Raw genomic sequence first — 20,407 nt, 5'->3', positions numbered from 1 at the left:
AATCCGAAGCGACCGGGGCGCGTTGTCCGACCCGGCCGTTAGTCTCGGGGTCCATGAGACTCCTGCACACCTCCGACTGGCATCTCGGCCGGGCCTTCCACCGGGTGGGCATGCTCGGCGCCCAGGCCGAGTTCATCGGTCACCTCCTCGCCACCGTGCGCGAGCGGGCCGTGGACGCCGTCGTGGTGTCGGGAGACGTGTACGACCGCGCGGTGCCCCCACTGGCCGCGGTCGAGCTGTTCGACAGCGCCCTGCACCGGCTCGCCGGCCTGGGCGTGCCCACCGTGATGATCTCCGGCAACCACGACTCGGCCCGCCGCCTCGGGGTCGGTGCCGGACTCATCGACCGCGCGGGCATCCACCTGCGCACCGACCCGGCCGCCGTCGGCACCCCCGTGATCCTCGCCGACGACCACGGCGACGTCGCCTTCTACGGGCTGCCCTACCTCGAACCCGCCCTGGTGAAGGACGAGTTCGCCGTGCCGAAGGCCGGTCACGAGACCGTGCTCGCCGCCGCCATGGACCGGGTGCGCGGCGACCTGGCCGGCCGCGCCCCCGGCACCCGGTCCGTCGTCCTCGCCCACGCCTTCGTCACCGGCGGCGAGGCCAGCGACAGCGAACGGGACATCACCGTCGGCGGAGTCGCCGCGGTACCCGCCGGGGTCTTCGCCGGAGTCGACTACGTAGCCCTCGGTCATCTGCACGGCTGCCAGCGGATCAGTGAGCGCGTCCGCTACTCCGGCTCCCCGCTCGCCTACTCCTTCTCCGAGGCCGACCAGCGCAAGAGCATGTGGCTGGTCGACCTGGACGCCGGGGGCGCTGTCACCGCCGAGCGCCTCGACTGCCCGGTGCCGCGCCCGCTGGCCCGCCTCCGGGGCACGCTGGAGGAGCTGCTCGCCGACCCCGCGCTCAGCCGCCACGAGAACGCCTGGGTCGAGGCCACCCTCACCGACGCCGTCCGGCCCGCCGACCCGATGGCCCGGATCGCCGCCCGCTTCCCGCACACCCTCAGCCTCGTCTTCGCGCCCGACCGAGCCCCGGACGACCCGGCCGTGTCCTACGCCCGGCGCCTCGCCGGCCGCGGCGACCAGCAGATCGCCGAGGACTTCGTCGCCCACGTGCGCGGCGCGGCCCCCGACACGCGGGAGGCCGAGGTGCTGCGCGACGCCTTCGACGCCGTGCGCGCCGACGACGCGGTGCGGGAGGTCGCCCGATGAGGCTGCACCGGCTCGACATCACCGCTTTCGGCCCCTTCGGCGGCTCCCAGAGCGTCGACTTCGACGCGCTCTCCGGCGCCGGACTCTTCCTGCTGCACGGTCCGACCGGCGCAGGGAAGACCTCCGTCCTGGACGCCGTCTGCTACGCCCTCTACGGCTCCGTCCCCGGTGCCCGGCAGGGCGCCCAGGGCGCCCACCTGCGCAGCGACCACGCCGAACCGGGCACCCGCACCGAGGTGCGGCTCGAACTCACCGTGGCCGGAAGACGGTTGGAGATCACCCGGCAGCCCCCCTGGGAGCGCCCCAAGAAGCGCGGCACCGGCACCACCCTGGACAAGGCCCAGACCTGGCTGCGCGAGTACGACGCCGTGCGCGGCACCTGGAAGGACCTCAGCCGCTCGCACAACGAGATCGGCGAGGAGATCACCCAGCTCCTCGGCATGAGCCGCGAACAGTTCTGCCAGGTCGTCCTCCTGCCCCAGGGCGACTTCGCCCGCTTCCTGCGCGCCGACGCCGAGGCACGCGGCAGGCTGCTGGGCCGGCTCTTCGACACCCGGCGCTTCGCGGACGTCGAGAAGCGGCTCGCCGAACGCAGGCGGGCCGCCGAGGCACGGGTGCGCGAGGGCGACACCGCGCTGCTCGCCGACGCCCACCGCATGCAGCAGGCCGCCGGTGACGCCATGGAGCTGCCGGGCCTCGAACCGGGCGACCCGGGGCTCGCCGTCGCCGTCCTCGCGTCGGCGGCCGTCGCCCGCAGCACCGCCCGCGAACTCCTCACCGTCGCTCGCTGCGGGCTCACCGCCGCCGAGTCCGCCCACACCCGCGCCCAGGAGGAGCTGGCCGCGGCCCGCGAACTCGCCCGGCTCCAGCAGCGGTTCGCCGGGGCCCGGGAGCGTGCCGCGCGGCTCGCGGAGCAGGCGGGGGAGTACGAGGAGACGCGGGCCCGCATGGAGCGCGGCCGCAAGGCGGAGACCGTGGCACCGGCGCTGGAACTGCGCGAGGACGCGGAGAACGCCCACCGGCGGGCGGCCCTGGAGGAGGCGAACGCCCGGCGCGCGCTGCCGGCGGACCAGGCGGGCTCCGGCGCCCCGGGTCTCGCGGCCGCGGCCCGGCGGGTGGCCGAGGAGCTGGGCGGCCTCGCCTCCGCCCGTCGCGCCGAGCACCGGCTCACCGAACTGCTCGCCGAGCGTGACGGGCTCGACCGGGAGGAGCGCGCGGACGAGGACACCGGCCGCGAGGCGGACGCGTGGCTCGACGGCTGGGAGCCCGCCCGCGCCGCCCTCCAGGAGCGCATCGGCGCGGCCCAGGAGGCGGCCTCCCGCGCCGAGGCACTCGCCGCCCGCCGCGATCCCGCCCGGCGGCGGCTCGACGCGGCCCGCCGTCGCGACCGGCTGGCCTCGGAGGCCGCGGCCGCCGAGCGGCAGGCGCTCGACTCCGGGCGGCGCGCCCAGAAGCTGCGGGGAGACTGGCTCGACCTCAGGGAACAGCGCCTGACCGGGATCGCCGCCGAGCTGGCCGCCCACCTCAGCGAAGGCGCCCCCTGCGCCGTCTGCGGGGCCACCGAGCACCCCGCCCCGGCCCGCAAGGACGCCGGTCACGTGGACCGGGAGGCCGAGCAGCACGCCTTCGACGAACACCAGCAGGCCGAACGGAAGCACGCCGAGCACGAGCGTCGCGCGACCGAGCTGCAAGCCGGCCTGAAAGCCGTCACCGCCGAGGTCGGGGACGTCCCGGCCGACCGTGTCGCCGCCGAAGTCACCGAGCTGGACAAGGAGTTCGAACAGGCCCGCCGGGACGCCTCCGCCCTGCACGCGGCGCACGAGGAGCTGCGCCGGGCCGAGGGGGAACGTGAACGGCGGCTCCAGGCACGCCAGGAGGCCGCCGTGCGGAGTGCCGCCAGGCTGACCCGGCGCGACACCCTCGACCGCGAACAGGTCATCCTCGAAGCCGAGTTGACGCAGGCGCGCGGAGCCGCCGAGAGCGTCGCCGTCCGCGCCGCCCAGCTGGAGCGGCTGGCGGCCGTGCTCACCGAGGCCGCCGACGCCGCCCGTACGGCCGAGGAGGCGGCCGTCCGTCTGAAGGACGCCGACGCCCGCCTGGCCGACGCCGCCTACCGCGCGGGCTTCGACACCCCGGCCGCCGCGGCAGCGGCCCTGCTGGACCCCGCAACCCATCGCGCCCTCCAGCACCGCCTGGACGAGTGGCAGTCGGAGGAGTCCGCCGTACGCGCCGTCCTCGCCGAGCCCGAGACGGTGGCGGCCTCCGAGCAGGCCCCCGCCGATCTCGTCGCTACGGGGGACCGTGCCGCCGGAGCCGAGCGACGGCTGCGGGAGGCCGTCTCCGCCCGCGACGAGGCCGCACGCCGCACCACCGAGCTGGACCGGCTCTCCGCCCGTGCCGAGGACGGCGCCCGGCGCCTCGCCCCGCTGCGCGAGGAGTACGACCGGGTGGCCGGGCTCGCCGCCCTCGCGGCCGGCACCAGTGCGGACAACGAGCGCCGGATGCGCCTGGAGTCGTACGTCCTGGCCGCCCGGCTCGAACAGGTCGCCGCCGCCGCGACCGCGCGCCTGCGGCTGATGTCCGCCGGGCGCTACACCCTCGTCCACTCCGACGGCCGCAGCGGGCGCGGCCGCAGCGGCCTCGGGCTGCACGTCGTGGACGCGTGGACCGGCCGGGAGCGGGACACCGCGACCCTGTCCGGCGGCGAGACGTTCTTCGCCTCGCTCGCGCTCGCCCTCGGCCTCGCCGACGTGGTAACCGGCGAGGCGGGCGGGGTCCGGCTCGACACCCTCTTCATCGACGAGGGTTTCGGCAGCCTGGACGACCAGACGCTCGACGAGGTCCTCGACGTGCTGGACTCGCTGCGCGAACGGGACCGCAGCGTCGGCATCGTCAGCCATGTCGGCGACCTGCGCCGCCGCATCCACGCCCGGCTGGAGGTCGTCAAGGACCGGACCGGGTCGTCACTGCGCCCGCGCGGGATCTGACAGGACTCAGGACAGCACCCCGTCGATGGTGAGCGGCAGATGGCGCGGCCCGCGCAGCACGGCGTTCGGCCGGTACGGCGGCGGGTCCGCCACCAGCCGGGGGTTCTCCAGCCGCCGCGCCAGCTCGGCCAGCGCGATCTGCGCCTCCAGCCGCGCCAGCGGCGCGCCGAAGCAACTGTGGATGCCGCTGCCGAACCCGAGGTGCTGGAGGTCGTCCCGGTCGGGGTCGAAGCGCTCGGGGTCCTTGAAGCGCTCCGGGTCCCGGTTGCCCGCGGCCAGCATCAGCCAGAGCCGGGAGCCCTTGGGGATCGTCACCCCGCGCACCTCGATGTCGGTGATGCAGGTGCGCTGCGGCACGAGCTGCACCGGAGGCTCGTAGCGCAGCAGCTCCTCCACGATGTTCACCGCCAGCTCCGGCTCGTCGCGCAGCCGCCGGAGGTACTCGGGATGGCGCAGCAGGGTCAGCATGCCGTTGGCGATCAGGTTGACGGTGGTCTCGTGACCGGCGATCAGCAGCAGTACGGCCGTGCTGAGCACCTCCATCATGGTCATGGCACCGTCCGGGCCCTTCCCGCCGGCGAGGTCGGACAGCATGTCGTCGCGCGGGTCCTTGGTGCGCTCCTCCACCAGCCCGGCCAGGTACATGCCGAGCTGGGTACGTGCCTCCTGCGTCCTCTGCACGAAGTCGGGGTCGGCGCCCTGCCGGGTCTCCGGGTCGAGGCTCGCCACCAGCGGGTCCACCCAGGACCGGAAACGGGGCTCGTCCTCGCGGGGCACCCCCAGCAGCCGGCAGATCACCGTCACCGGGAACGGATAGGCGAACTGGTCCACCAGGTCGATCTCGGTCTCGCCCGCCAGCCCGTCGATCAGCTCGGCGACGATCCCGTGCAGTTCGCCCCGCATGTCGTCGACCCGGCGAGGCTTGTGCGGCGGCCCGAACGCGCTGTTGGCGATACGCCGCAGCCGGTCGTGCTCCGGCGGGTCCAGCCGGATGAACGACGGCGGCAGCCCGGTGGCCTCCGCCTGGTTCAGCTCGTCCGCGCCCGCCGCCGCCATGTTCGCCGCGTCCGAGCTGACCCGGGGATCGTGCAGCAGGCTCTCGATGTCCCAGTAGGAGGAGATGACGTAGGGGCCGTCCGCCTCCTCGTGCAGCACGGGGGTGCGGCGCAGCTCGGCGTAGAGCGGGTAGGGGTCGGCGCGGTTGGCGAAGTCGGTGATCCGGGCCACCAGCGAGGGTTCGGTCATGGCAGTTCCTTGGAGCGTCGGGGCGGCGGGGCCGGACGGCGGTCAGTGGTGGCCGGGAGTGAAGACGAGCTGGCGGTCGGCCGGTGAGTAACCGCTGAGGGTCACGGTCGGGCCGTGGGTCGGCAGGGACGGGTCGGGGAAGTCGGCCGGGACCGCCTTGCGCCCCTCGGGGCGCCGGTCCACCGTCGGGTACTCCACCGGGAAGGGCGCGCCCTGCTCGATCTGCCGCTGGCAGTACTCCAGCCAGCGGGCGTTGTCGAAGGTCACGGCGGCCACGATCCGGCCCTTGTACCCGTACACGCCGACGAACCGGCGCTCGGCCGTGGACCCCTGGATGATCATCAGCTCGTCGCCCATGGGCGGCACACCCACCGACTTGATGTTCACCCCGAACTGCGAGGACCAGAACGCGGGCATCCACAGGTGCGGGCGCCGGTCGGAGGCGGAGCAGATCATGTTGTGCGCGGCCGTCTCCGCCTGCGCCACCGCGTTGCCCCAGTGCTCCAGCGACAGGAACTGGTAGCCGAACAGCGCGTGCGGGGAGCGGGCGACGTCACCGGCGACGAACACGTCGTCCGTGACGATCCCCCGGAAGTCGAACGCCCGGCACCCCGCGTCGCTCGCGATTCCGCGCGGTCCCGCGCCGAGCCCCGAGCCGGACAGCCACTCCGTGTTGCGCAGCGAGCCCAGCGAGACCACCACCACGTCCGCCTCGACCACGCTCTCGTCGGACAGGTGCACCGACCGCACCCGGCCCATCGGGTCGCCCTCGATCGCGGTCACGGTGACATGGGTGCGCAGGTCGATGCCGTTCTCGAGCTGGAGGTCGGCCGCGACCGCCCCGATCACCCCGCCGAGCGCCCCCACCAGAGGCGCTCCCGCGCGTTCGGCGACCGTGACCTCGAGACCCATCTCCCGGCAGGCGGAGGCAACCTCGGACCCGGCGAACCCGGCACCGATCACCACCACCCGCTTCGCGCCGGCCCGCAGCCGCTCGGTGAGGGCGACCGCGTCGTCCCGGGTGCGCAGCACGAAGACGCCGTCCAGTTCGGCCTCCTCCGCCACCGGCCAGGGCCGGGCGCGCACCCCGGTGGCGATCAGCAGCCGGTCGTACTCCACCTCCTCGCCGTCGGCGAGGAGCACCCGCTTGCCCGTCAGATCCAGCCCGGCCGCCGGGACCCCGAGCCGCCACTGGGCGTCCAGGCGCCGGCGCCGGGGCAGCTCGGTGTGCCGCGGGGACGCCTTGCCGAGCAGCACCCCCTTGGACAGCGGCGGCCGGTCGTACGGCTCGTACGGCTCGTCGCCGATCAGGGTGAGGGAGCCGGTGAAGCCTTCCGCGCGCAGCGTCTCCGCCGCCCGGAGCCCGGCCAGCGAGGCGCCGACGATCACGATGCGGCCCTCGCGGCGCAGCCAGTCCGCGTAGTCAGCGGCCATCGCGCGCCTCCCGGCCGGCACCGGAGAAGACCTGCACGGGCTCGACGGCCGCGCCCTCGCGCAGACCTTCCACCGTGATCGCCCGCACCGGGCAGGCGGCGGCCGCACGGGCGACCGCGTCCCGCTCCTCCTCGGCGGCGAGCGGGTTGTACAGCAGAGCCTCCTCGCCGTGCATGGTGAACACGTCGGGGGCGAGGAACGCGCACTGGGCGTATCCCTGGCACTTGTTGAGATCGACGACGATCCGCATCGACGCTGCGCCCTTTCCGGTGGTCCGCTCAGGTCGTCCCCCGACCGCAAGCATCGGCGCGCCGGTGCCCGGGCCGCGCGCCGGGAGGCACCGATCGGGTGAGCCGGTCAGCTCCGGGACTCCCGCCGCCGGCGCCTGCCGGCCAGCAGGATGTGTCCGCTGAGCAGCAGCGACCAGGCGGGGAAGACCAGGTCCGTCCAGGGCACGTTGGAAGCGACGAAGAGCAGTACCAGCGCCGTCACCGCGCCCACCGCGGTCAGCCAGCGCGGCAGCACACCCATCCGCATGCCGATCACCGACATCGACGACACGAAGACGGCCGCCATCCGCGTCGCGTAGTCCGTCATCAGCGTGTACGCGAAATGCCGGCCGAAGTCCCAGGCGGCCGGCGAGGGCGTGCTGCCGGCGGGGTGGGCCACGCTCAGCACCGCCGTGGCGGCGGCGGCCCCGCCGAACAGGGTGGCGGTGAAGACCAGACCGCTGCCCAGCAGCACGGTCGCCAGGAACCGGTCCTCGGCGTCGCCGACGTGCGCGCGCACCGCGCCGACGAACCACAGGAAGAAGATGCCCGCGAACGGGATCAGCGCCAGCGCCACCCGTACCGCGTCCCGCCGGGTGGAATCCGTGAACCCCGCGGCCTCGCTCGCGTCGCCCCCCTCGGGGATACCGAGCCGCATCAGCACGATCGTCGCCGTCAGCAGCAGCGCGAACACCACCCCGGCCAGCCCGGCCGCCCCGGGCGTCTCCAGAGCCCCCTGGTCAGGTCCCTTGCGCTGCATGAGCGGCCCACCTCCATCGAGCGACAGCCCCCGCACCAGCAAGCAGCCGGTACGGGGGACTTGCCACCCGGGCAGGGCCGTACGGCCCACTCAGAGCCGGGAAAGCTCGTCCACCAGGTCGTCCAGGCCGAGCGAACCCTGGGACAGCGCCGCCATGTGCCACGCCTTCGGGTCGAAGGAGTCGCCGTACCGCTCCCGCGCCCGCTCCCGGCCCAGCAGCCAGGCCCGTTCGCCGAGCTTGTAGCCGATCGCCTGGCCCGGCATCGTCAGATAGCGGGTCAGCTCGCTCACCACGAAGTCCGCCGGACGGCTGCTGTGCGCCCGGAAGAACTCCTCCGCCAGCTCCGGCGTCCACCGCTCACCCGGGTGGAACGGCGAGTCCGCCGGAATCTCCAGCTCCAGGTGCATGCCGATGTCGATGATCACCCGGACCGCGCGCATCATCTGCGCATCCAGATAACCGAGCCGCTCCTCCGCGTCCGTGAGATAGCCCAGCTCGTCCATCAGCCGTTCCGCGTAGAGCGCCCAGCCCTCGGCGTTGGCGCTGACCATGCCGACCGTGGCCTGGTAGCGGGACAGGTCCGCCGCGACGTGCGCCCACTGGGCGATCTGGAGGTGATGGCCGGGGACGCCCTCGTGGTACCAGGTGGACACCAGGTCGTACACCGGGAACCGGGTCTCGCCCATCGTGGGCAGCCAGGTCCGGCCCGGCCGGGAGAAGTCCTCGGAGGGGCCCGTGTAGTAGGGAGCCGCGGCTCCGCCCGGCGGGGCGATACGGGACTCCACGCGCTTCACCCGCTCGGCGAGTTCGAAATGGGTGCCGTCCAGGTCCGCGATGGCACGGTCCATCAGGCCCTGAAGCCATTCCCGGACCTCGTCCACGCCCTCGATGTGCCGGCCGTGCTCGTCCAGGTGCGCCAGCGCGACCCAGGGCGTCCCGGCGTCCGGCAGCACCTTCTGCGCCTCCTTCTGCATCTCGCCGAGCAGCCGGTGGAACTCCGCCCAGCCGTAGGCGTACGCCTCGTCGAGGTCGAGGTCGATGCCGTTGAAGTAGCGCGCGCAGCGGGCGTACCGCTCACGGCCCACCGTGTTCGGCGCGTCCGCGACGGCCGGGGCGTACACGTCCCGCATCCAGTCGCGCAGGGAGGCCACCGACGCCGTCGCCGCGCGGGCCGCGTCGTCCAGCTCCGCGCGCAGCGAGTCGGGGCCGGCCGCGGCGAAGTCCTCGAACCAGCCGCGCCCTTCACCGGTGTCCGCCCATTCGGTGAGCTGCCCGACGAAGGTGGCCGTCGGCCGTGGCGCCGCGTACAGGCCGCGCTCCAGACCGAGGGCGAGGGAGGCGCGGTAGCCCTCGTAGGCGGCCGGGACCGCGCGGAGCCGCTCGGCGAGGGCCGACCAGTCCTCCTCCGTCTCCTGCGGGGTCACGGTGAAGATGTCCCGCACGGAGTGGCCCGGTGTGTGCATGTTGCCGACCGCGCGCAGATGTTCGTGAGCGTCGTGCATGGCCAGTTCGGCGGTCAGCCGCTCCCGCAGCAGCCGCCCGCAGCGGCGCTCGGCGTCACTGTCCGCGCCGGGCAGGCGTTCGGCCTCGTCCAGCCGGGCGAGCGTCGTGCGCGCCAGAGCGGCCCGCGCCTCCTGGCCGGCGGGGGAGTAGTCGGGCAACCGGCTGGAACTCACCTTCACACCGAGATAGGTGCCGGTGACCGGGTCGAGGGCTAGAAGGTCGTCCACATAGGCGTCGGCGACCTGACGGGGCAGCAAGCTCTTGGTGTCGGACATGGCGCCCATCCTGATACCCGAGCCGCGTCCGCGTCACCCGAGCACCGGCGTTTTCAGCTCTCGGCATGACCCGGCGGCAGCAGCGGCCCGCACTCCCACTGCTGGAAGATCAACCGGGTCTCCACCCGCGCCACTTCGCGCCGGGAGGTGAACTCGTCCAGCACCAGCCGCTGGAGGTCGGCCATGTCGGCGACCGCCACATGCACCAGGTAGTCGTCCGGGCCGGTCAGATGGAACACCGTCCGCGTCTCCGGCAGCGCCCGCACCCGCTCCACGAACGGCCCGACCAGCTCCCGCCGGTGCGGTCTGACCTGCACCGACAACAGCGCCTGCAAGCCCCGGCCCAGCTTCGCAGGGTCCAGCCGGAGCCGGTGGCCGAGGATCACGCCGGACCGGCGCAGCCGGGCCACCCGGTCCAGACAGGTCGACGGCGCCACCCCGACCTGCGCGGCGAGGTCGCGGTACGTGGTCCGGGCGTCGTTCTGCAGCAGCCGGAGCAGCTGCAGATCGACCGGATCCAGTACGACGGAGGCGTCCACCGGCCGAACGTAACACGGGTTCCCACCACCTGAGCCCGTCCGGTGTTCACCCTTCGGTCATGGAATCGAGCAGCAACGGCGCCGCCGACACCGTACGCAGGGCACTGGCCACCGAGGCCGTGCACGCCGGCCGGGAGGACCTGACCGCACAGGGCCTGCACACCCCGCCCATCGATCTCTCCACCACCTACCCGTCCCACGACAGCCGGGACGAGGCCGCCCGCATCGACGCCTTCGCGGCCGAGGGCGTCCTCCCCGGGGGACCGCCCGTCTACGCCCGGCTCGGCAACCCGACCGTGGCCCGCTTCGAGACCGGACTCGCCCGCCTCGAAGGCACCGAGTCCGCCGTCGCGTTCGCCAGCGGCATGGCCGCGCTCAGCGCCGTGCTGCTCGCCCGCTCGGCCGCCGGCCTGCGCCATGTGGTCGCGGTCCGGCCGCTGTACGGATGCAGCGACCACCTGCTGACCGCCGGGCTGCTGGGCACCGAGGTCACCTGGACCGACCCGGCCGGGATCGCGGACGCGCTGCGCCCCGACACCGGTCTGGTGCTGGTGGAGTCCCCGGCCAACCCGACACTCGCCGAGGTCGACATCCGGGCCGTCGCCCACTCCTGCGGGACCGTCCCGCTGCTCGTCGACAACACCTTCGCCACCCCCGTGCTGCAGCGCCCCGCAGAGCACGGCGCCCGGCTGGTGCTGCACAGCGCCACCAAGTACCTCGGCGGGCACGGTGACGTCATGGCCGGAGTGGTGGCCTGCGACGAGGAGTTCGCCGGACAGCTGCGACGGATACGGTTCGCCACCGGCGGGGTGCTGCACCCGCTGGCCGGCTATCTCCTGCTGCGCGGTCTCGCCACGCTGCCGGTCCGGGTCCGCGCGGCCTCCGCGACCGCCGCCGAGCTGGCCCGCAGGCTCGCCGACGACCCGCGCGTGAACCACGTCCACTACCCGAAGCTGGGTGGAGCGATGGTCGCCTTCGAGGTGCACGACGACCCGCACGAGGTGATCGCCCGCGTCCGGCTGATCACCCCGGCGGTCAGTCTGGGCAGCGTCGACACACTCATCCAGCACCCCGCGTCCATCAGCCACCGCATCGTGGACACCGCCGACCGGCACAGTGCCGGGGTGGGTGACCGGCTGCTGCGGCTCTCGGTCGGCCTGGAGGACGTCGAGGATCTGTGGGCCGATCTGTCCGCCGCGCTGGGGGAGCGGGTCCGGGTTCCGGTGCCGCTGCACGAGGCCGTCAACTGAGACGGTCTCGGCAGGGGTTGCCAGCACGACGGCCCGGCGGGTGGTCACCGCCGGGCCGTCCGCCGTACCGGGAGGTCAGAGCCTCAGCTGCTCCTCGCCGCGCCTCGAAGGGGCGCTGGAGCGGGCCGGGCCCAGCCGGGCGGTGATCACGAGCGTGCCCTCCTCGACCTGGTAGTCCAGCGGCAGCCCGAGTCCGCGCATGGCCGCGACCATCCCGGTGTTGGCGGACCGGGTCACCGCGTACACGCTCGCGCAGCCCGCCTCCACCGCCATCCGCACCAGCCGCTCCAGCAACTCGGTGCCGACACCGCGCCGCTGCCAGTCGTCCTCGACCAGCAGGGCGACCTCGGTCTCCTCGCCGTCCCACAGCAGATGACCGAGGCCGACCAGCCGGCCCGAGGCGGTCTGCGCGGCCAGGGTGCGGCCGAAGCGCGGGCTGAGCAGGTGGTTCAGGTAGCGGTCGGCGTCGCGTACCGGCCCGTGGTAGCGCAGGTCCAGGGTGCGGTCCGAGCAGCGCTCGTGCATCGCCCGGGCCGCGTCCAGGTCGCCGGTGTCCACCCGGCGCACGGTGATCGCGTTGCCCTCGGGCAGCGTCAGCACGTCATGGGAGCGCGGGATGCGCGGGCCGAGGCGGCTGTCCAGCTCCACCAGCGCCCGCGCCCGCGCGAACTCGGTCGGTGTGAAGGGCGGATACGGCCGTTCCACGCTGAGCACTCCGCCGCCCGGCGCCCGCAGACGCAAGCCGGTGTCCTCCAGCACCCCCTCGGCGGGGACCGGCTCGCCCGAGCCGGCGGGCAGCGAGCGGATCGTGCACCGGCCGAGCAGCTGGCGCAGGGCCAGAGGAAGCTCCGCCGCGTCCAGCGCGGTGCGGGCGGCGAGGCCCAGGACGCGGGTGGGAGCGTCTACCAGATCATGGGCGTCGGCACGCTCGGTCCAGGTGGACCTGCCGCCCGACTCCGCGACGACCCGGGTCAGTTCGGCGACCGCCAGGGAGTCCGGGGCCCGCAGCAGGAACTCGTCCACCGTGCCGTCGGCCAGCGGATGCGTCTGGAGGCTCAGGATGTCGACCCGGTGCGTGGCCAGCGCCGTGCACAGGGCGGCCAGCGAGCCCGGCTCGTCCCGTACGGTCGTCCGCATCCGCCACAGGGCGCCGGGGCCCCCTTGCGCGGACGGCCCGGCCGGATGCGCGGACGCGCTCGGCCGGGCGCCGGTATCGCCTTCCTCACCGGTGGGTGGTGCGTGCACATGGCGCCGGGCCCACCAGGTGTGGAACCCGGCCGTCGCGGCCAGGGCGAGCGCCGAGATCAGCAGCAGGGCCGGGCCGTCGGGGCCGTGCCCGATCAGGTTCGCCGTCGCGTCGGCCACCGCGACGGCCGTGAACAGGGCCGCGAGTTCGACGAGGTCCCGCCGCCAGTGGTGCACGGGACGTCCGTGCCGGTTCCGGGCCGCGCCCCGCGTCGTCCGCCGCGCGGGTTTCCGGTTCGTTCGGGAGAAGTCCGCAGTCATGCGGCCACTGTGCAGGAATGGTGTTGCGTGATCACGAACGCGCTGTAACCGACGGGTAAAGCGTGGTTGTGCCCGGATTCGCCGCACTTCTCACCACCGGTGGACGCCTCATCAAAGTGCGTGCTCACAAACACAGTTGACGTGCCGCGCGCCGGGGGATGACGCCGGTGCGCGACACGTCGTCGAGGGTACGGGACGTCAGACGCCGGCGGCGCGGCTGCTGCCGTCGAGGATGACGCGGGCGACGAGCGCCGGGTCGTCGTTCATCGGGACGTGCCCGCATCCGGGCAGCCGGACCAGCCGGGCGTGCGGGATGATCCGCTTGGCCCGCACCCCCTGGCGGCGCAGCAGGATCCGGTCGTGCGCGCCCCATGCCACGGTGACCGGGACGCCTGCCACCGGGTCGGTGAACCGCACCGTGGTACCGGTGCGCAGCGTCGCCTCGAACGCGGTGGCCCCGGCCAGCGCCAGTGTCTCCGCGACCACCGCCTCCGGGGTGCGGCGCCCGGGACGCCGGTAGATGGTGCTGGTCAGCGCCGTGCGCCCGGCCGCGCTGCGGGACATCCGCTCCACCACCGGCAGCGGCAGCCGCTGGGCCAGCCCGCGCATGGTGAGGAGCACCCCGAAGGCGTACCGCCGCTCGGCCTCGGTCCAGAACCCGGCCGGGGCCAGCGCGGTGACGGACCGTACGCTCTTCTCGCGGCCCAGCTCCAGCGCGAGCAGTCCGCCGAGTGAGTTCCCCGCCACGTGCGGGCGGTCCAGCTCCAGGGCCTCGAACAGCGCGCCCAGTACGGAGTTGATCGTCGGCAGATCGTGGACGAGGCCGCTGGGCAGGTCCGGGGAGGCGCCGAAGCCGGGGAGGTCCACGGCGATCACCTCGCGCTCGGTCGCCAGGATGTCCACCACCGGGTCCCACGCCTGCCGGTGGTGCCCGATGCCGTGCAGCAGCACCAGCGGATCACCCCGCCCCACCCGCTGGTACGAGACGGTCACATCTTTCGTCCCGGCCGGGGCGGGAACCTTGAAGGAGACGGTGGCGGACATGCGAAGCTCCTCGGTACGGCTGCTGACGGAGGCCGTAGACAGCTTGTCAGCAATTGCTACCGGCGGGTAGCCCCGCGGTGCCGTGTCACGCGACCGGGCCGACTTCGGATGGGCGGCCGCCTCGGCGAAGCAGGCCGCCGCCGTGGCAACCGGACCGTGCGCACGAACGCGGGCGGCGACGCTCCCCGGCAGCTCCACCCGCCGCGGGCGGTCACCAGGGGCGGTGACGACGGCGTCCCGGATGCTCACCGCGTTCCCCCGGCCGACGGTGTGCGAGCGGGTGATCCCAGGCCTTCGCCCGCCCCTCCGGCCCCGCCCCGGCGGGCTCCGCGACGCGCCAGGAACGACCGAATCCGTCTGGACACCGGCGGGTGCGCCGGGATGGGATGGGAACTGTGACGACCGAGACCGCGATCGATGTGTTCGAGGAGAACCGGCCGCTGCTGACCGGCGTCGCCTACCGCATGCTGGGCCGCGTGGCGGACGCCGAGGACGTGGTGCAGGACGCCTGGCTGCGCTGGTCCCGCGCCGACCGCGCCGAGGTCCGCGAACCCCGCGCCTACCTGGTCCGCGTCACCACCCGGCTGGCCCTGGACCGGCTCCGCCAGGTCAGGACGCGCGGCGAGGCGTACGTCGGCCCCTGGCTGCCCGAGCCCTACACCACCGACTTCGGCGACACCGTTCCGGACACCGCCGACCGGGCACTGCTCGCCGACTCCGTGTCCGTGGCCGTCCTCGTCGTCCTGGAGTCGCTGTCCCCCCTGGAGCGCGCGGTGTTCGTGCTGCGGGAGGCGTTCGGCTATCCGTACGCCGAGATCGCGGAGCTGCTCGACCGGGGCGAGCCCGCGGTACGGCAGCTGGCCGCGCGGGCCCGCAGGCACGTGGAGGAGCGCCGGCCGCGCTACGACGTGGATCCCGCCCAGCGCCGGAGACTGACCGAGCGGTTCCTCGCCGCGGCCACGGAGGGTGACCTCGACGGGCTGATGTCCCTGCTCGCGCCGGACGCCCGTCTGGTCGGCGACAGCGGGGGCAAGGCCAAGGCGCCGGTGCGGGTGCTGTTCAGCGCCGACAAGGTGGCGCGCTTCCTGGCGGGGGTGTCCTCGAAGAACCCGCTGCCCGGCATGACCCACCGGTTCATCGAGGTGAACGGCGGTGTCGCGGTCCTCGTGCTGTCGGAGGGCCGGCCGGACACGCTGTTCCAGCTCGGCATCACCGACGGCGCGGTCAGCGCCGTCTACATCATCCGCAATCCCGACAAGCTGTGCGTCCTCACCGAGGGCGGACGCCGGGGGCGTGCGAACTCCATGTGAACCCTCGGTCACCACGGCGCCGGGCGACCGGGCAAGGATGGGACAATTGGTCTTGACCAAGGATCAGGGCCGCCCTATGGTCGCAAAGAACTGCAACAACCTTTAATAAACAAGGGCGCCAAAACCGCCGGAGCACGGCACTTGCGGAGGACAGGGTGGGGACCACGCAGCTGGAAACGGTGCCGGAGCCGAAGTACTTGCACCTCAAGACCGTGCTGAGCCAGGCGCTGGACTCCGAGTTCTCGGTGGGCGAGATCCTGCCGAACGAGCGCGATCTCGCCGCCCGGTTCGGAGTCGCCCGCGCCACGCTCCGGCAGGCGCTGGATCAACTCGAGCTGGAGGGGCGCCTGCAGCGCCGCAGGGGGGTCGGCACGACCGTCGCGCCGCCGCGCGTCGGCGTCGCCCTCGGTACCGGTCGCCAGACCTGGCCCGGCACCGGTGACGACGCCTGGCAGCCGATGGACTGCGAGCCGGCCCTGCCGCCCGCCCCGGTCGCGTCCGCCCTGGACACCGGCACCGAAGAGGTGCACCTCGTACGCCGCTTCCGGATGTCGCAGGGCCGGCGCGTCGCCACCGAGCTGCTGTACATCCCGGTCGCCTCGGTGCCCGACCTGAGCGCGATCGACGCGCCCTTGGGGCCGGCCCGCGCCCGTGCGGTGCTGCGCGAACTCCAGCGGCTCGAACTGGACGGCCAGGACCGCGCGGTGGAGCTGGGCTCGGCCGGCGTCGAGGACGCGAAGGAACTCGACCGGCTGCCCGGCTCACCCGTCCTCGTGGTCACCACCCGGTTCGCCGCCGGGGGCCGGACCGCGGCGCTCGGCGTGGCCACCTACCGCGCCGACACCTGCCGTCTCACCTTCGGCGACACCCCGGACGTCGAGATACGCCACGACCCGGAGCAGCGCGCCTCCTGAGCGCACCCGCACCGCACACCCACCGCCGCGCCCCGGAACCCCGCCAGGCGCGCGGCATGCGGGCGCCACGCGTCGGGGACCTCACGCCCCGACGGCGCCCTCCACCGCGAACAACTGCCGTTCCACGTGGTCCAGCGCCAGCCGCAGCGCGCCGGTGGCCACCACGGCCTCGCCCAGCCGGGACAGCGCCACGGCCGGGGGCCGCAGACAGTAGCGGGCCAGTTCGCGGCGGAGCGGATCGAGGACCCCGTCCAGACCGGCCGCCCAGCCGCCCACCACCACCAGTGCCGGGTCGAGCGCCAGCACCAGGGCGGCCACGTCGTGCACCAGCCGCTGGATGAACCGGTCCACCGCCGCCAGCGCCGAGCCGTCGCCCTCGCGCGCCAGCGCGAAGACCTCGGTGACCGCCTGCTCGTCCAGCGGCGGCAGCGGCTCGTCCGTGGTGGACAGCAGTGCCTCGGGGGTGGCCTCCCGCCCCAGCAGGTGCAGCGCGCCGATCTCCCCGGCGGCGCCGCCGTGCCCCCGGTGCAGCCGGCCGCCGATCAGCGAACCGGCGCCCGGACTCAGCCCGGCCAGCACGAACACCACGTCGTCGGTGCCCTGGGCGGCGCCCTGCCAGTGCTCGGCCACGGCGGCCACATTGGCGTCGTTCTCCACCAGCACCGGGCACCGGAAGGAGCGGCTTAGCCGCTCGCCCAGGTGGAGCCCGGTCCACTGGGGCAGCGCGGTGCCCAGGCGAACCGTTCCGTCGGCCTCCACGATGCCCGGAGTCCCGACGCCCACCGCGCGCAGCGAGCCCCGCGGGACGCCGGTGTGGCGCAGCAGCTCGGCGACCGTGCCGCGCAGCCTCTCCAGCCGCTCGCCGGCCGGCGCCTTCTCGTCGACGTCGCGGGTCTGCGTGCCCAGCACCCGCCCGTCCAGGTCGGAGACGACCGCGACCACCCGGTGCGCGCCGATCTCCAGCCCCAGCAGGTGCCCCGCCTCGGCCCGGAACCGGAACCGGCGCGCAGGCCGTCCCTGACGGCGTGTGGTGCCCTCCTCGGCCGCCCGCTCCACCACCAGCCCCGCCTCGGCCAGGCCCTCCACGACCCCCTCGACGGTCGGCCGGGACAGCCCGGTCGCCCGGGTGATCTCCGTGAGCGTCGCGCAGTCGGTGTCGCGCAGCGCGCGCAGCACCACCGCGGAGTTGATCCTCCGCAGCAGCGAGGGATCGCCACCGGTCAACTGCCCCACGGTCCGTCCTCCCAGCTCGCGGGCGTGTGTGGGGCGGATCGTACTCGGCTGTGACCACCCCGGCGAGGGCCGGGCGGTCATCGGGGCGCGACGAACCCCGACTCGTAGGCGGCGATCACCGCCTGGGTGCGGTCGCGTGCGCCCAACTTGGCCAGTACGGCGCTCACATGCGACTTCACCGTCTCCGCCCCGACGACCAGCCCCGCGGCGATCTCCGCGTTGGTCAGCCCACGCGCCATCAGCCGCAGCACCTCCGCCTCCCGTTCGGTCAGCCGCGCCCCCGCCAGCGGCCCGCCGGCCACCCGGCTTGTGCCGTACCGGGCGGCCAACCGCCGCACCGAGGCCGGGAACAGCAGTGAGTCGCCCGCCGCGACCAGCCGTACCGCGTGCACGATCTCCTCCGGGCGGGAACGCTTCAGCAGGAATCCGTCCGCGCCCGCGCGCAGCGCCTCGTAGACGTACTCGTCGTCCTCGAAGGTGGTGACCACCAGGATCTTCGGCGGCTCGGCCACCGTGCGCAGCACCGCGCGGGTCGCCTGGATGCCGTCCAGCAGCGGCATCCGGACGTCCATCGCCACCACGTCCGGCCGCAGACTCCGCACCAGCGGAATCACGGCGGCCCCGTCGGCCGCCTCACCGACCACCTCGATGTCGGCCTGCGCCGCCAGCACGGCCCGCAGACCGGCACGGACCAGGGGTTCGTCGTCGACGAGGAGAACGGTGACCGGCATCCGGCCAGCGTAGATCAGCTCAGGGGCAGCTCGGCCCGTACGAGCCAGGCCCCCGCCTCCGGGCCGGTGTGGGCGCTGCCGCCGAGGAGGGCGGCCCGCTCGCGTATGCCGCGCAGGCCGCTGCCGCCGCTGCTTCCGGGCAGCGTGGCCGGTAGCGGATTGCTTATCTCCAGGGCGAGTTGGCGGACACCGGCCGTCACCCGTACCCGCACCGGGACGGCACCCGCGTGCCGCAGGACGTTCGTCAGCGCCTCCTGGAGGATGCGGTAGCCCTCGCGGGACACCGGGCCGGGCAGCGACTCCACCGCGCCCGTGGCCCGGAAGTCGACCTCCGCGCCCGAGGTCCGCGCCGACTCCAGCAGGCGGTCCGCGTCGGCCAGCGTCGGACGGGCGCTCACCGGCCGTTCCGTCTCGCGCAGTACCCCGAGCACCCGCTCCAGGTCCTCCAGCGCGGCCCGGCCCGTCTCCTCGATGGCCGCCAGAGCCCGCCCGGTGAACCCCGGGTCCCCGGCCGCCCGCGCGGCCCCCGCCTGCACCACGGCCACGGTCAGCGCATGCCCGATCGAGTCGTGCAGCTCCCGTGCGATCCGGGTCCGTTCGAGGAGCTGCTCGGTCCGCTCCTCCAGCGCGGCCAGCCGCTCGGCCGCCGAAGGCCCCAGCAGCCGGCGCGCACACCAGGTGACGAGCGCGCCCAGACCGAGCACCACGCCGTACAGCGCGACGAGGGGGAGCGGGGCGAGCAGCGCGTACGCCCGGTGCGGCGCGAGGCCGTCCACGAAGGCGGGCGGCCGCCCCCAGGCGCACTGCGCCAGTTCGAAGCTGAGGAGCGGCAGCCGCACCGTGGCGAACATGGCCACGACGCCGAGCAGCATCCGCAGCTCCAGCCAGAGCAGCGTGCGCCCCCGGTCCCGCCAGCTCCGCGCGGGCGCCTCGGAGATGCCTGGCTCCGCCTCGCCGGGGGTCAGCAGCAGCCTCGCCTGCACGCCCTCGCCCCGCCGCACGGCCGGGATCAGCCCGACGGGCATGAGGAACAGCGCGGGCGCCCACGGCGTGCGGGGGTCGATGAACATCCAGAAGGCCACGCTCAGCATGGGGGTACACAGATGCAGCAGACGCGTGTACGTCGTCCCGCGCAGCAGCGGGCGCAGGAAGCGGACCATGCGGCCATCCTGACAGCCGCGCCCCGCGGACGGCCTCCCCCGCACGGGGGAGCAGGTCCCCGCTCGCGGGGGAGGCGCGCGCCCGCCCGCCCGGCGAGGCTCGTGGCATGACCAGCATCGAACTCCGCGACCTCACCAAGGACTACGGTGGCAGGCGCGCCGTCGACCGTCTGACCCTCACCGTCCGTCCCGGGCGGGTGACGGGCTTCCTCGGCCCCAACGGCGCGGGCAAGTCCACCACCATGCGCCTCGTCCTCGGTCTCGACCGGCCCACCTCCGGCACCGCCACCCTCGACGGCCATCCCTACGCCGGACTCCGTGACCCACTGCGCCGGGTGGGCGCCCTGCTGGACGCCCGCGCCGCCCACGGCTCCCGCACCGCCCACGACCACCTGCTGGCTCTTGCCGTGAGCAACCGCCTTCCCGCCGCCCGTGTCGGCGAGGTGCTGGAGCGGACCGGCCTCGCCTCCGTGGCGCGGCGCCGGGTGCGCACCTTCTCCCTGGGCATGCGCCAGCGCCTCGGCATCGCCGCCGCGCTGCTCGGCGACCCCGAGGTGATCCTGCTCGACGAGCCCGCAAACGGCCTCGACCCGGAGGGCATCGTCTGGGTCCGCACGCTGCTGCGCGGGCTCGCGGGGGAGGGCCGCACGGTCCTTGTGTCCAGCCATCTGATGGGGGAGACTGCCGCCTTCGCGGACCACCTGGTCGTCCTCGGCCGGGGCCGTCTCCTCGCCGACACCCCGGTACGGGACTTCATCGCCGCCCGCGCATGTCCCGCGGTCCGGGTCCGCAGCACGGATGCCGACGCGCTCGGTGGGCTCCTCGCCCGGCACGGGCACGAGGGGGAGCTGGCGCCCGACGGTACCTGGACCGTGCGGCAGGCGCGCGTGGAGGAACTCGGCCGGCTGCTGGCCGAGGAGGGGCTGCCCGTACTCGAACTCGCCGCACAGGAGGCGAGCCTGGAGGATGCCTACCTCGATCTGACGGCCGGGGAGGCCGAGTTCACCGCACGGCCGCAGGAGGTCTGAC

17 protein-coding genes are annotated in these 20,407 nt (G+C 74.3%); 6 read left to right on the top strand and 11 right to left on the bottom strand.

The features are described from left to right. Positions 1-53 precede the first annotated feature (53 nt). Complete coding sequence (locus ACWCV3_RS24860; RefSeq protein ID WP_451228186.1) at positions 54-1,217, top strand: exonuclease SbcCD subunit D; 1,164 nt, start codon at positions 54-56, stop codon at positions 1,215-1,217. Then, a complete protein-coding gene (locus ACWCV3_RS24855) occupies positions 1,214-4,204 on the top strand; it encodes an AAA family ATPase (protein WP_451228183.1) in 2,991 nt (996 codons plus the stop codon). The genes ACWCV3_RS24860 and ACWCV3_RS24855 overlap by 4 nt, the downstream gene beginning before the upstream one ends. 6 nt (positions 4,205-4,210) lie before the next feature. Here the strand turns inward: ACWCV3_RS24855 and ACWCV3_RS24850 are convergent, their stop codons facing one another. From ACWCV3_RS24850 to ACWCV3_RS24825, 6 genes are all read right to left on the bottom strand, one after another. Further along, the gene (locus ACWCV3_RS24850) at positions 4,211-5,449 is read right to left on the bottom strand and encodes a cytochrome P450 (protein WP_451228180.1); all 1,239 of its coding nucleotides are present in this window, start codon (positions 5,447-5,449) and stop codon (positions 4,211-4,213) included. 42 nt (positions 5,450-5,491) lie between these two features. Then, on the bottom strand, positions 5,492-6,883 hold the full coding sequence (locus ACWCV3_RS24845) for an NAD(P)/FAD-dependent oxidoreductase (protein ID WP_451228177.1): 1,392 nt from the start codon (positions 6,881-6,883) through the stop codon (positions 5,492-5,494). Further along, the gene (locus ACWCV3_RS24840; RefSeq protein WP_451228174.1) at positions 6,873-7,133 is read right to left on the bottom strand and encodes a ferredoxin; all 261 of its coding nucleotides are present in this window, start codon (positions 7,131-7,133) and stop codon (positions 6,873-6,875) included. The genes ACWCV3_RS24845 and ACWCV3_RS24840 overlap by 11 nt, the downstream gene beginning before the upstream one ends. Before the next feature lie 107 nt (positions 7,134-7,240). Then, positions 7,241-7,912: a hypothetical protein gene (locus ACWCV3_RS24835; RefSeq protein WP_451228171.1), complete on the bottom strand. Its 672-nt coding sequence runs from the start codon at positions 7,910-7,912 to the stop codon at positions 7,241-7,243. Positions 7,913-8,002: 90 nt separating this feature from the next. Beyond that, a complete protein-coding gene (locus ACWCV3_RS24830; protein WP_451228168.1) occupies positions 8,003-9,691 on the bottom strand; it encodes a DUF885 domain-containing protein in 1,689 nt (562 codons plus the stop codon). 53 nt (positions 9,692-9,744) lie between these two features. After that, the gene (locus tag ACWCV3_RS24825; RefSeq protein ID WP_451228165.1) at positions 9,745-10,230 is read right to left on the bottom strand and encodes an Lrp/AsnC family transcriptional regulator; all 486 of its coding nucleotides are present in this window, start codon (positions 10,228-10,230) and stop codon (positions 9,745-9,747) included. Between the two features lie 59 nt (positions 10,231-10,289). Between ACWCV3_RS24825 and ACWCV3_RS24820 the strand changes: the two genes are divergently transcribed. Next, positions 10,290-11,480 (top strand): trans-sulfuration enzyme family protein, encoded by a 1,191-nt coding sequence (locus ACWCV3_RS24820; RefSeq protein WP_451228163.1) that lies wholly within the window; start codon positions 10,290-10,292, stop codon positions 11,478-11,480. Positions 11,481-11,555: 75 nt separating this feature from the next. On the opposite strand, the gene ACWCV3_RS24815 is transcribed toward ACWCV3_RS24820, so the two are convergent. Next, positions 11,556-12,902, bottom strand: a complete 1,347-nt coding sequence (locus tag ACWCV3_RS24815; RefSeq protein WP_451228261.1) for a GNAT family N-acetyltransferase — start codon at positions 12,900-12,902, stop codon at positions 11,556-11,558. 282 nt (positions 12,903-13,184) lie between these two features. Continuing rightward, positions 13,185-14,030 (bottom strand): alpha/beta fold hydrolase, encoded by an 846-nt coding sequence (locus tag ACWCV3_RS24810; protein WP_451228160.1) that lies wholly within the window; start codon positions 14,028-14,030, stop codon positions 13,185-13,187. 395 nt (positions 14,031-14,425) lie between these two features. Between ACWCV3_RS24810 and ACWCV3_RS24805 the strand changes: the two genes are divergently transcribed. Both ACWCV3_RS24805 and ACWCV3_RS24800 read left to right on the top strand, forming a co-directional pair. After that, positions 14,426-15,340, top strand: a complete 915-nt coding sequence (locus tag ACWCV3_RS24805) for an RNA polymerase sigma-70 factor (protein WP_451228157.1) — start codon at positions 14,426-14,428, stop codon at positions 15,338-15,340. A 155-nt stretch (positions 15,341-15,495) separates the two neighbouring features. Next, the gene (locus ACWCV3_RS24800; protein ID WP_451228154.1) at positions 15,496-16,254 is read left to right on the top strand and encodes a GntR family transcriptional regulator; all 759 of its coding nucleotides are present in this window, start codon (positions 15,496-15,498) and stop codon (positions 16,252-16,254) included. 81 nt (positions 16,255-16,335) lie between these two features. Here the strand turns inward: ACWCV3_RS24800 and ACWCV3_RS24795 are convergent, their stop codons facing one another. From ACWCV3_RS24795 to ACWCV3_RS24785, 3 genes are all read right to left on the bottom strand, one after another. Next, positions 16,336-17,487: an ROK family protein gene (locus tag ACWCV3_RS24795; protein ID WP_451228151.1), complete on the bottom strand. Its 1,152-nt coding sequence runs from the start codon at positions 17,485-17,487 to the stop codon at positions 16,336-16,338. Positions 17,488-17,564: 77 nt separating this feature from the next. Continuing rightward, positions 17,565-18,218 carry a response regulator gene (locus ACWCV3_RS24790; RefSeq protein WP_451228148.1) on the bottom strand — a complete coding sequence of 218 codons (654 nt, stop codon included), beginning with the start codon at positions 18,216-18,218 and terminating at the stop codon, positions 17,565-17,567. Between the two features lie 14 nt (positions 18,219-18,232). Continuing rightward, positions 18,233-19,378 carry a sensor histidine kinase gene (locus ACWCV3_RS24785; RefSeq protein WP_451228145.1) on the bottom strand — a complete coding sequence of 382 codons (1,146 nt, stop codon included), beginning with the start codon at positions 19,376-19,378 and terminating at the stop codon, positions 18,233-18,235. Between the two features lie 107 nt (positions 19,379-19,485). Here ACWCV3_RS24785 and ACWCV3_RS24780 point away from each other — a divergent pair, with 107 nt between their 5' ends. Then, entirely contained in the window at positions 19,486-20,406 is a 921-nt protein-coding gene (locus ACWCV3_RS24780; RefSeq protein WP_451228142.1) for an ABC transporter ATP-binding protein, read from the top strand. Position 20,407: the final 1 nt, after the last annotated feature.

It is taken from the genome of Streptomyces sp. NPDC001781 (assembly GCF_053596035.1).
The sequence above is the reverse complement of the archived record's forward strand: the minus strand, read 5'-3'. Positions and strand labels throughout refer to the sequence as shown.

What these genes read in the sequence shown, in the direction of transcription:
- ACWCV3_RS24855 (WP_451228183.1), top strand. Translation starts at nt 1,214, where the DNA reads ATGAGGCTGCACCGGCTCGACATCACCGCTTTCGGCCCCTTCGGCGGC.
- ACWCV3_RS24810 (WP_451228160.1), bottom strand. Translation starts at nt 14,030, where the DNA reads ATGTCCGCCACCGTCTCCTTCAAGGTTCCCGCCCCGGCCGGGACGAAA.
- ACWCV3_RS24820 (WP_451228163.1), top strand. Translation starts at nt 10,290, where the DNA reads ATGGAATCGAGCAGCAACGGCGCCGCCGACACCGTACGCAGGGCACTG.
- ACWCV3_RS24840 (WP_451228174.1), bottom strand. Translation starts at nt 7,133, where the DNA reads ATGCGGATCGTCGTCGATCTCAACAAGTGCCAGGGATACGCCCAGTGC.
- ACWCV3_RS24785 (WP_451228145.1), bottom strand. Translation starts at nt 19,378, where the DNA reads ATGGTCCGCTTCCTGCGCCCGCTGCTGCGCGGGACGACGTACACGCGT.
- ACWCV3_RS24780 (WP_451228142.1), top strand. Translation starts at nt 19,486, where the DNA reads ATGACCAGCATCGAACTCCGCGACCTCACCAAGGACTACGGTGGCAGG.
- ACWCV3_RS24830 (WP_451228168.1), bottom strand. Translation starts at nt 9,691, where the DNA reads ATGTCCGACACCAAGAGCTTGCTGCCCCGTCAGGTCGCCGACGCCTAT.
- ACWCV3_RS24845 (WP_451228177.1), bottom strand. Translation starts at nt 6,883, where the DNA reads ATGGCCGCTGACTACGCGGACTGGCTGCGCCGCGAGGGCCGCATCGTG.
- ACWCV3_RS24790 (WP_451228148.1), bottom strand. Translation starts at nt 18,218, where the DNA reads ATGCCGGTCACCGTTCTCCTCGTCGACGACGAACCCCTGGTCCGTGCC.
- ACWCV3_RS24835 (WP_451228171.1), bottom strand. Translation starts at nt 7,912, where the DNA reads ATGCAGCGCAAGGGACCTGACCAGGGGGCTCTGGAGACGCCCGGGGCG.
- ACWCV3_RS24860 (WP_451228186.1), top strand. Translation starts at nt 54, where the DNA reads ATGAGACTCCTGCACACCTCCGACTGGCATCTCGGCCGGGCCTTCCAC.
- ACWCV3_RS24850 (WP_451228180.1), bottom strand. Translation starts at nt 5,449, where the DNA reads ATGACCGAACCCTCGCTGGTGGCCCGGATCACCGACTTCGCCAACCGC.